The organism is Bergeyella porcorum (assembly GCF_042427575.1).
In the GTDB taxonomy this organism is placed as follows: Bacteria; Bacteroidota; Bacteroidia; order Flavobacteriales; family Weeksellaceae; genus Bergeyella; species Bergeyella porcorum.
In genome coordinates, this window is record NZ_JBHMFD010000033.1 from 1 (window position 1) to 1,254 (window position 1,254).

Genomic DNA, 1,254 nt, shown 5'->3' on the forward strand with positions numbered 1-1,254 from the left:
GCACTGTTCAAGGTCTCAAAGGCTAGAATGAGCATCGTTGTAGATGACAAGGGAACGCCTGAGAAACCTATTGATACTACGCCTATTATGGCAGACGATGTTAAGCCTGTTCCACCTGTAATTAAGACACCTGGTGTGGATGAAGTACCTAAAATGGATGATTGGTTAACAAGTCCTGGTTTCCCTACTCCTCCAAGGGAGATTGTTGTAGTTGATGATTTGCCAAAAAATACCCCATCATTAGGAGTTAAACCAATTACCTTTAACCCTAATAATCCGTCAGAAATCCCTATTACTACCTTTGGCAAGCAATCGGCATACGTTACTGATGGAGATAATGTTTTCTTGCAAAACGGTAGCGATGTGTATCCGATTTTGAAAGCTTCGTCCAATTTGAATCCAGGTAAATCTCCAATCAATACAGATTGCGGATGTGACGGATAGGATGTTCGTTTTCAGAACCTTAAAAAAAAATAATTGTATTGTTTGTAATTTGTTTTTTGAACCTTAAAAAATAAAACAATGCCGTCAAAGATGATAGATACTATTACTGATGTTGGTGATTTCGTTGGCAGATATCCTTTGTCCAGTGCTGGAGCTACCGTAGTAGCTTTCAATTGGCACTATTTCGCCCCTCTCATTTTGCAACTTGGATTATTTTTGGTAGATTTCGCCCGTCAAAAATACATCAGAAAAGAGCGGAAAAAGCAAATAAAAAGAGAGATAGACCGCCACGAACGGAAACACGAACATCAAAATGAATCAGGAGTTTAAAAATAAAAATGATTATTCTGTAATTGTTTTTGAGAATAGCCAATTTTTGTGTAAGTACACCTATGTCGGTAATTTATACAAGTTTGTTTTGTTTTTGGAAAATAACTACCAATTTAAAAATTGGACGGCTATGAATGTCTATGTAAGGCGTTCTGGACGATTCTTGAAACAGTACAGGAACGGGGATTTTATCCCCCCTAAACCCAGATTTTAAATTAAAATGCCCACGTCTTGAGGATGTGGGCATTTTTTTTGAAAATAAAAAACTGATGGATTATAAAATTTGTGTTAAATGGCTGACAAAAATTATACTCGCATCAGTTCGATGCAAAGATATCAAATATCCGCAATGTTAAAGGCAAAAGTGGCAAAAAAAGTGATTGCGGATACAATTGGCGTTCATATCTCAAGCATTTACAGAGAGTTAAAACGGAATTCTTCGTCAAAGGGAAAGTACAATCCTAGACTTGCCCAGGTGTA

3 protein-coding genes are annotated in these 1,254 nt (G+C 37.0%); all 3 read left to right on the forward strand.

Annotated features, from left to right (window positions below; genetic code table 11):
• The coding region (locus ACFFUE_RS10975) for a hypothetical protein (RefSeq protein ID WP_376835333.1) at window positions 1-444 on the forward strand (444 nt) is incomplete at its 5' end.
• Window positions 445-534: 90 nt separating this feature from the next.
• Entirely contained in the window at window positions 535-774 is a 240-nt protein-coding gene (locus tag ACFFUE_RS10980; protein WP_376835335.1) for a hypothetical protein, read from the forward strand.
• A gap of 292 nt (window positions 775-1,066) precedes the next feature.
• Window positions 1,067-1,254, forward strand: a 188-nt coding sequence (locus ACFFUE_RS10985) for a helix-turn-helix domain-containing protein (protein ID WP_376835337.1), incomplete at its 3' end; no start/stop codon positions are given.

What these genes read in the sequence shown, in the direction of transcription:
- ACFFUE_RS10980 (WP_376835335.1), top strand. Translation starts at nt 535, where the DNA reads ATGATAGATACTATTACTGATGTTGGTGATTTCGTTGGCAGATATCCT.